This is a genomic window from Pseudomonas sp. 24 E 13, assembly GCF_900004715.1.
Lineage (GTDB): Bacteria > Pseudomonadota > Gammaproteobacteria > Pseudomonadales > Pseudomonadaceae > Aquipseudomonas > Aquipseudomonas orientalis_A.
Window position 1 is genome coordinate 30775 of record NZ_CVTO01000133.1, and the last position, 8647, is coordinate 39421.

Below are 8647 nucleotides of genomic sequence, written 5' to 3' on the forward strand. Positions count from 1 at the left end.
TTCGGCCAGCGTGGTTTAACGGGGCGCCTAAGATCAAGATCAAGAGCGACTCGCTTCGCATCGTGGTTACGTTTGGGCGCTGCAGTATGATTTATCGGGAGTAAGCCCCTCCCACACTTGACCGAGAACATCCATTGGAATGCGGTCAAGTGTGGGAGGGGGCTTGCCCCCGATGAGGCCAGCTCAGGCACTACATAACTGTCAGAAGAGCACCTTCGCCACATCCGCAAAGCGCTTGGCAAAGTGCACGGTCATGCCTTCCTTCAGGTACTCCGGCAGCTCTTCAAAGCTGCCACGGTTGGGCTCCGGCAGGATCAACTCGTGAATCTTCTGGCGCCGCGCCGCGATGACTTTTTCGCGTACTCCGCCAATCGGCAGCACATGCCCGGTCAGGGTCAGTTCGCCGGTCATGGCTACGCCTTTCTTTGGCGGCTGGTTGCGTGCCAGTGACAGCAACGCGCTGGCCATGGTCACACCGGCGCTCGGGCCGTCTTTGGGCGTGGCACCTTCCGGCACGTGCAGGTGGACGAAGGCTTCGTCGAAGAACTTCGGGTCACCGCCAAACGACTTCAGGTTCGAGCTGATGAAGCTGTAGGCGATTTCTGCGGACTCCTTCATCACTTCACCCAACTGCCCGGTGAGTTTGAAGCCGCGATTGAGCGTGTGGATGCGCGTCGCTTCGATCGGCAAGGTAGCGCCGCCCATGCTGGTCCAGGCCAGGCCGGTAATCACGCCGGTGCCGGACAGCACTTGTTCATTGCGAAATACCGGCATGCCCAGGGAGTTTTCCAGGTCCTTGTTGCCGATCTTGATCACCGAATTCGGCTCATCCAGCAGCTTGACCACCGCCTTGCGCACCAGTTTGCCCAGTTGCTTTTCCAACTGGCGCACACCGGCCTCCCGCGCATAGCCGTCGATCAGCGCACGCAAGGCGCCGTCGCTGATGCTCAGGCTGTTTTTCGAGACGCCGGCTTTTTCCAGTTGCTTGGGCCACAGGTGGCGCTTGGCGATGGCGACTTTTTCCTCGGTGATATAGCCCGACAGGCGAATCACTTCCATACGGTCGAGCAGCGGGCCGGGAATCGAGTCCAGGGTGTTGGCGGTGCACACGAACAGTACCTTGGACAGGTCCAGGCGCAGGTCCAGGTAGTGGTCGAGGAATTCGACGTTCTGTTCCGGGTCGAGGGTTTCCAGCAGTGCCGACGCCGGGTCGCCCTGGAAGCTCTGGCCCATCTTGTCGATCTCGTCGAGCATGATTACCGGGTTCATCACCTCCACGTCCTTGAGCGCCTGCACCAGCTTGCCGGGCAGGGCGCCGATGTAGGTGCGGCGATGGCCCTTGATCTCGGCCTCATCACGCATGCCGCCGACACTGAAGCGGTAGAACGGCCGGCCCAGGGATTCGGCGATGGATTTACCCACGCTGGTCTTGCCCACGCCTGGCGGGCCCACCAGCAGCACGATGGAACCGGCGACTTCGCCTTTATAGGCACCCACCGCGAGGAATTCGAGGATACGGCTCTTGATGTCGTCCAGGCCCGCATGATGCTTGTCCAGCACCTTGCGCGCGTGTTTCAGGTCGAGTTTGTCTTCGCCATACACGCCCCAGGGTACCGAGGTGGCCCAGTCCAGGTAATTGCGCGTCACTGCGTATTCCGGCGAACCGGTCTCGAGGATCGACAGTTTGTTGAGTTCTTCGTCGATGCGTTTTTTCGCCTGGGCCGGCAGCACCTTGCCTTCCAGGCGCTGCTCGAACTGTTCGACGTCGGCGCTGCGGTCGTCCTTGGTCAGGCCCAGCTCTTGCTGGATGACCTTGAGCTGTTCCTTGAGGAAGAACTCGCGCTGGTGCTCGCCGATCTTGCGGTTCACTTCGGCGGACAGCTCTTTCTGCAGGCGCGCGACTTCGACCTCTTTGCGCAGCATCGGCAGCACTTTCTCCATGCGCTTGAGCATGGGCACGCAATCGAGCACTTCCTGCAACTCGTTACCGGTGGCCGAGGTCAGCGCGGCGGCGAAGTCGGTGAGCGGCGACGGGTCGTTGGGGCTGAAGCGGTTGAGGTAGTTCTTCAACTCTTCGCTGTACAGCGGGTTGAGCGGCAGCAGTTCCTTGATCGCATTGATCAGCGCCATGCCGTAGGCCTTGACCTCGTCGGTCGGCTCGCTCGGCTGGTGCGGGTATTCCACTTCCACCAGGTACGGCGGGCGGTGATGCTTGAGCCAGGTCTTGATGCGCACGCGGGTCAGGCCCTGGGCCACGAATTGCAGTTTGCCGTTCTCGCGGCTGGCGTGGTGCACCTTGACCAGCGTGCCGTACAGCGGCAGCGCCGAGGTGTCGAAGTGGCGCGGGTCTTCGGGCGGTGTGTCCATGAAAAACAGGGCGAGGGAGTGGTGGTCGGATTTGCTCACCAGTTCCAGGGTTTCGGCCCAGGGCTCTTCGTTGACGATCACCGGCAACACTTGCGCCGGGAAAAACGGCCGGTTGTGGATCGGGATGATGTAGACCTTGTCCGGCAGGTTCTGCCCGGGCAGGGCCAGGCCGGTGTTGGACGAGGATTCAGCGTTTTCTGGGTCGGCGTAGTCGTTCAGGTCGTAATCAGGGATGTCTTGCTGGTCGCTCATGGGGCACCTGCATCAGGAAGTATGGTGCTTAGATGGGGCAGGGCAGTGGTGGTTTCAATGGTGGGGGTGAGATAGCAACATATTGCATGAAATTTTTAGAACGACGCTGGCGTCGTGTGGGAGGGGGAGCCCCCTGCCACATTTGGTCTGTGTTGGGTCAGCTGATTTTGTGCAGGTAGGCGGGCAGCGGTTGTTCGGGCAGCACCGACAACACTTTCAACCGCTGCAACATCCTTTGACTGGCCCTTTGCAAATGCTCACGCAGATTCAGCGCCGCCGCATCAAACGCACCGTGCAGCAGCAACTCCAGAATCAGTCGATGTTCGGCCAACATCGCCGGGTCGGCGCCAATCCCCAGCAACCGATAAAAAATCCGACTGATGATCATCGGGCTCTGCCCCTGTCGAATCAGCGCCGCGATCTTGCGATTCTGCAGGCCGGCCAGGCAGCGTTGGTGCAAGTCTTCCTCGATCTGCTCGATGGCCTCCAGGCTGCACTGCGCACTGTCCTGGGCGTCCAGCACGCGTTGCAGCATGGCTTCAAGCAGCTCGCGATCGAGGTTGGGCGCGCTCTGGCGCAGGGCTTCGGGCTCAAGGCAGGCGCGCAGTTCGTAGTCTTCGGTGACTTCCCGCGCGGTCAAAGGCCCGGCCAGCCATTGGGAGTAGGGCTCTTTTTCTACCAGGCCACGGTCGCGCAGGCGCATCAGCGCTTCACGCACTACCGCGCGGCTGACGCCGTAGTGGTCGGCGGCGGCTTGCTCGTCCAGGCGGTAGTGGCCGAAGGCAATGCAGGTGGACAACGCCGCGCCGATTTCCTCGACGATGCGTTCGCCCAGCGGCCGCGTGTCCACCAACTCGTCCTCGCCGTTAAGACCCAGGTGGGCATGGCTCAGGGGCAGGCGCAACGGCTCCATGGCCAGGCCTTGCGGATTGATCAGGTAGCCCCGGCCGTTGAAGCGGCAGATCAAGCCTTCGTCATGCAGCAGGTCGAGGGCCTTGCGCACCGGCACGCGGCTGGTGCCGAACAACTCGGCCAGCGGCGCTTCGAGCAACACCAGCCCATGGCGGGCGGTGCCGTTGACGATCGCGTCGCGCATCACTTTGTGAATCATCGCGTAACGGGAGGCCGAGGCGAGCACTGCTTTCATTGCGTTCTCAGAGGTGGAGGGACCGTTGACCGGGGATTCTCTCATAGATGCGCCTGTCACTCTGCGCCACGTCGGCGGCACGTTTTTGGGGCTTAGAAAGTCGACCTGTTACTTTTCTGCACCAAAATGTACTTATTAATAAAAAGTACATTATTTCGTTGAAACGCATGAGTTACCGCCTGCCCAGATTTTTTACCTCGTCAAATACCCTCTACCTCGCGGTTCTGGTCGAAAACCGCTGCCTGCGCAAAATTCGTTGAGCACAGACTGGCACGAAAGCTGCCTTTGTAAAATGTACATTTTATTAATATGTACGTTTGTGAGGGTCATCCTGATGTCAGACGCCACTGCAATGGCCGAGGACTTCGCCAGTGGTCGCAGCGACCCGGTGCAAGCCCTCGAACAGGCACTCGACAAAGCCAGCCAGGTCCCGTCGGTATTCATCAGCCTGACGCCCGAGCGCGCCCGTCGTGAAGCCCAAGCCTCTGCCGCACGTTGGCGCGCCGGCCAGCCGTTGAGCCTGTTCGATGGCGTGCCGCTGGCCTGGAAGGACCTGTTCGACGTGGCTGGCAGCATCACCACGGCGGGCGCCGCCTACCGCCGCCATGCGCCCGTCGCGTTGCTCGATGCACCCACCGTCGGCCTGCTGTGTCGTGCCGGAATGGTCAGCGTCGGCAAGACCAACCTCAGCGAACTGGCCTATTCCGGCCTGGGTCTGAACCCCCATTTCGGCACGCCGCACAATCCCCATGGCAAGGATCAACCGCGCATCCCCGGTGGATCTTCCTCGGGGTCGGCCGTGGCCGTTGCCGCCGGCATCGTGCCCATCGCCATGGGCACCGACACTGCCGGGTCCATCCGCGTCCCCTCGGCGTTCAACGGCCTGGTGGGTTACCGCAGCAGCAGCCGGCGTTACAGCCGCGACGGCGTGTTTGCGTTGGCGCACAGCCTCGACAGCCTCGGCCCGATAAGCCGCAGCGTGCGTGATGCCCTGGTCGTCGACGACTTGCTGCATGGCCGCAGCCACAGCCACGTCGCCCGCAGCCTCAAGGGCCAGCGTTTCGTGCTGGCGCAGCAGAAGGTCGAACCCGCCGTGCGCAACAACCTGCTGCGCGCGGTGGAGCAGCTCAAGGCCCACGGCGCGCTGGTCGAAGAGCGTGAATGCCCGGCCTTCCAGGCGACGCTGGAGCTGATCAAAGACCATGGCTGGCTCGGCGCCTTCGAAGCCTTCGCCCTGCACCAGGCGTTGCTCGACAGCCCCGACGCCGACCAACTCGACCCCCGCGTGCGCCGCCGCCTGGAAGCCGCGCGTTCACTGCCGGCCAGCCAACTGATCCACCTGACCGAGGCGCGCCGCCGCCTGCAACAGCAACTGATCGAAGACCTCGACGGCGCCGTCCTGATCACCCCGACCGTCGCCCACGTCGCCCCGGCGTTGGCGGCGCTTGAAGCCGACGATGAGCTGTTCGTCACAACCAACCTCGCCACCCTGCGCCTGACCATGCCCGGCAGTTTGCTCGACATGCCAGGCGTGACCCTGCCCAGCGGCTGCGATGCCCAGGGGCTGCCCACCGGGTTGCTGCTCAGCGTCCCGACGGGAGAAGACGCACGCCTGCTGCGCGCAGCGTTGTGCGTTGAATCCGTAATGACAATTTAAGGAGACACACCATGGCTAAAGACATCCTCTGTGCATTTGGCGTCGACGTTGACGCCGTGGCCGGCTGGCTCGGTTCCTACGGCGGTGAAGACTCGCCGGACGACATCTCCCGCGGCCTGTTCGCCGGTGAAATCGGCGCGCCACGCCTGCTCAAACTGTTCGAACGCTACGGCCTGCGCACCACCTGGTTTATCCCCGGTCACTCGATGGAAACCTTCCCCGAGCAGATGAAGGCCGTGGCCGACGCCGGCCACGAGATCGGCGTGCACGGCTACAGCCACGAAAACCCGATCGCGATGACCGCCGAGCAGGAAGAAATCGTTCTCGACAAGTCCATCGAACTGATCACCCAGGTCACCGGCAAGCGCCCCACCGGCTACGTGGCGCCGTGGTGGGAGTTCAGCAAGGTCACCAACGAACTGCTGCTGAAAAAGGGCATCAAGTACGACCACAGCCTGATGCACAACGACTTTCACCCTTACTACGTGCGCAAGGGCGATACCTGGACCAGGATCGACTACAGCCAGCACCCCGATACCTGGATGAAGCCCCTGGTGCGCGGCGAAGAAACCGACCTGGTGGAGATCCCGGCCAACTGGTACCTCGACGACCTGCCGCCGATGATGTTCATCAAGAAAGCCCCCAACAGCCACGGGTTCGTCAACCCGCGTCATCTGGAAGAAATGTGGCGCGACCAGTTCGACTGGGTCTACCGCGAACACGAACACGCCGTGTTCACCATGACCATCCACCCCGACGTGTCCGGCCGCCCGCAAGTGCTGCTGATGCTCGAGCGTCTGATCGAACACATCCAGAGCCATGCCGGCGTGCGCTTCGTCACCTTTGACGAAATTGCCGATGACTTCATCCGCCGCCAGCCGCGTACCTGAACCAGCGTCACCCTGTAGGAGCGAGCTTGCTCGCGAAGAACCGGAGAGCGCCGCGTGCATCCAGGATGCCCGCGTCATCGTTGACGATTTTCGCGAGCAAGCTCGCTCCTACAGGGTCCACCCATCCCCTTGAGGCGCGATCTATGTCCATCTACAACAAGCTTGACCTGACTGGCTGGAAACCCCGGCAGCTGACTTCCCGGGAGGTGCGCTTCGCCACCTGGATCGCGTTTTTCGCCTGGGTGTTTGCGGTGTACGACTTCATCCTGTTCGGCACCCTGCTACCGGAGATTGGCCGGCACTTTGGCTGGGGTGAAGTGGAGCAGGCCGAGATCGCGACCTGGGTGGCGGTCGGCACCGCCGTGGTCGCCCTGGCCATCGGACCGATCGTGGACAAGCTGGGGCGACGCAAAGGGATTATCTTCACCGTAGCCGGTTCCGCGTTGTGCTCGGCGCTGACTGCGATAGGCGGGGCGTGGGGCAAATCGCCGCTGATCCTGATCCGTTCGCTGGGCGGCCTGGGCTATGCCGAGGAAACCGTCAACGCCACCTATCTGACCGAGCTGTACGGCGCTTCGGAAGATCCGCGGTTGACCAAGCGTCGCGGCTTCATCTACAGCCTGGTGCAGGGCGGCTGGCCGGTCGGCGCGTTGATCGCCGCCGGGTTGACCGCGCTGTTGCTGCCGATCATCGGCTGGCAGGGCTGCTTCGTTTTTGCGGCGATCCCGGCTGTCGTGATCGCGATCATGGCGCGCAAGCTCAAGGAGAGCCCGCAGTTCCAGATCCACGAACGCATCAGCCGGCTGCGTAAAAGCGGCGCGGTGAGCGACGCGCAGAACGTAGCGCAGACCTATGGCGTGGACTATGACGAGCACAGCAAGGCCGGTCTCAAGGCCGCGTTCCGTGGGCCGGCTCGCCGTGCCACGTTGGTGATCGGCGCCGCGTTGTTGCTCAACTGGGCGGCGATCCAGGTGTTCAGCGTGCTGGGGACTTCGGTGATCGTCAGCGTGCACCACATCTCGTTCGAGAACTCGCTGATCATCCTCGTGCTGTCGAACCTGGTGGGTTATTGCGGCTATTTGAGCCATGGCTGGATGGGCGACAAGATCGGCCGTCGCAACGTGATCGGCCTGGGTTGGATGCTCGGTGGTCTGTCGTTCGCCGGGATGCTGTTCGGCCCGAGCAATATGGCGATGGTGGTCGGGCTGTACAGCCTGGGCCTGTTCTTCCTGATCGGGCCGTATTCGGCGGCGCTGTTCTTTATCAGCGAGAGTTTCCCTACCAGCATCCGCGCCACCGGCGGCGCGATCATCCATGCCATGGGCCCGATTGGTGCGGTGGTCGCAGGCTTTGGTGCAACCCAGGTGCTGTCCGCCGGCAGTGACTGGCAGACCGCCGCACTGTGGTTCGGTGCCGTGCCGTGCTTCTTGTCCGGCCTGTTGATGTTTGCCGCACGCCATGTGCGTCCGGAAACCGTTCAGTAAGGAGTCAATGATGAGCCGTAAAGTTGCCTTGATTACCGGTGCCGCCAGCGGCATCGGCCAAGCCCTCGCCGTGGCCTATGCGCGCCACGGTGTGGCGGTGGTCGGCGGGTACTACCCGGCGGACCCCCATGACCCGCAGGCCACCGTCAGCCTGGTGCAGGCCGCCGGCGGCGAATGCCTGATGTTGCCGTTGGACGTGGGCGATACCGCCTCGGTGGATGCCCTGGCCGCGCAGGGCGTGCAGCATTTTGGTCGGCTGGATTACGCCGTGGCCAACGCCGGGTTGCTGCGTCGCGCGCCGTTGCTGGAGATGACCGATGCGCTGTGGGACGAGATGCTCAATGTCGACCTGACGGGGGTCATGCGCACCTTTCGCGCGGCGACGCGGCACATGCACGAAGGCGGCGCGTTGGTGGCGATTTCGTCGATTGCCGGAGGCGTGTATGGCTGGCAAGAGCATTCGCATTACGCGGCCGCCAAGGCCGGCGTGCCGGGGTTGTGCCGCTCGCTGGCGGTGGAGTTGGCGGCAAAGGGCATACGCTGTAATGCGGTAATTCCAGGGTTGATCGAGACGCCGCAGTCGCTGGATGCGAAGAACTCGCTGGGGCCGCAGGGCCTGGCGAAAGCAGCGCGTGCGATTCCGCTGGGGCGGGTAGGGCGCGCGGATGAAGTGGCTTCATTGGTGCAGTTTTTAACCAGTGATGCATCGAGTTACCTGACCGGGCAGAGCATCGTAATTGATGGTGGCCTGACCGTACGCTGGCCTGACTGACTGTACTGGCTCAAAAATGTGGGAGGGGGTTTGCCCCTCCCACATTGGAACTGTGTTTATTCGGGAGATCGTCTACAT

The 8647-nt window shown here is 62.6% G+C and carries 6 protein-coding genes; 4 read left to right on the forward strand and 2 right to left on the reverse strand.

Annotated features, from left to right (window positions below; translation table 11 throughout):
* Positions 1–201 precede the first annotated feature (201 nt).
* Both lon and BFP90_RS16905 read right to left on the reverse strand, forming a co-directional pair.
* A complete protein-coding gene (gene lon / locus BFP90_RS16900; protein WP_065894853.1) occupies positions 202–2619 on the reverse strand; it encodes an endopeptidase La in 2418 nt (805 codons plus the stop codon).
* A 157-nt stretch (positions 2620–2776) separates the two neighbouring features.
* Positions 2777–3766 carry a GntR family transcriptional regulator gene (locus BFP90_RS16905; RefSeq protein WP_065894854.1) on the reverse strand — a complete coding sequence of 330 codons (990 nt, stop codon included), beginning with the start codon at positions 3764–3766 and terminating at the stop codon, positions 2777–2779.
* Positions 3767–4100: 334 nt separating this feature from the next.
* Between BFP90_RS16905 and BFP90_RS16910 the strand changes: the two genes are divergently transcribed.
* From BFP90_RS16910 to BFP90_RS16925, 4 genes are all read left to right on the forward strand, one after another.
* A complete protein-coding gene (locus BFP90_RS16910) occupies positions 4101–5423 on the forward strand; it encodes an amidase (RefSeq protein WP_065897507.1) in 1323 nt (440 codons plus the stop codon).
* Positions 5424–5434: 11 nt separating this feature from the next.
* Positions 5435–6313 carry a polysaccharide deacetylase family protein gene (locus BFP90_RS16915; protein WP_065894856.1) on the forward strand — a complete coding sequence of 293 codons (879 nt, stop codon included), beginning with the start codon at positions 5435–5437 and terminating at the stop codon, positions 6311–6313.
* Positions 6314–6456: 143 nt separating this feature from the next.
* The gene (locus BFP90_RS16920; protein ID WP_065894857.1) at positions 6457–7797 is read left to right on the forward strand and encodes an MFS transporter; all 1341 of its coding nucleotides are present in this window, start codon (positions 6457–6459) and stop codon (positions 7795–7797) included.
* 10 nt (positions 7798–7807) lie between these two features.
* Positions 7808–8569, forward strand: coding sequence for an SDR family NAD(P)-dependent oxidoreductase (locus tag BFP90_RS16925; protein ID WP_065885942.1), 762 nt, complete (start codon positions 7808–7810; stop codon positions 8567–8569).
* The last annotated feature ends 78 nt before the right edge of the window (positions 8570–8647 follow it).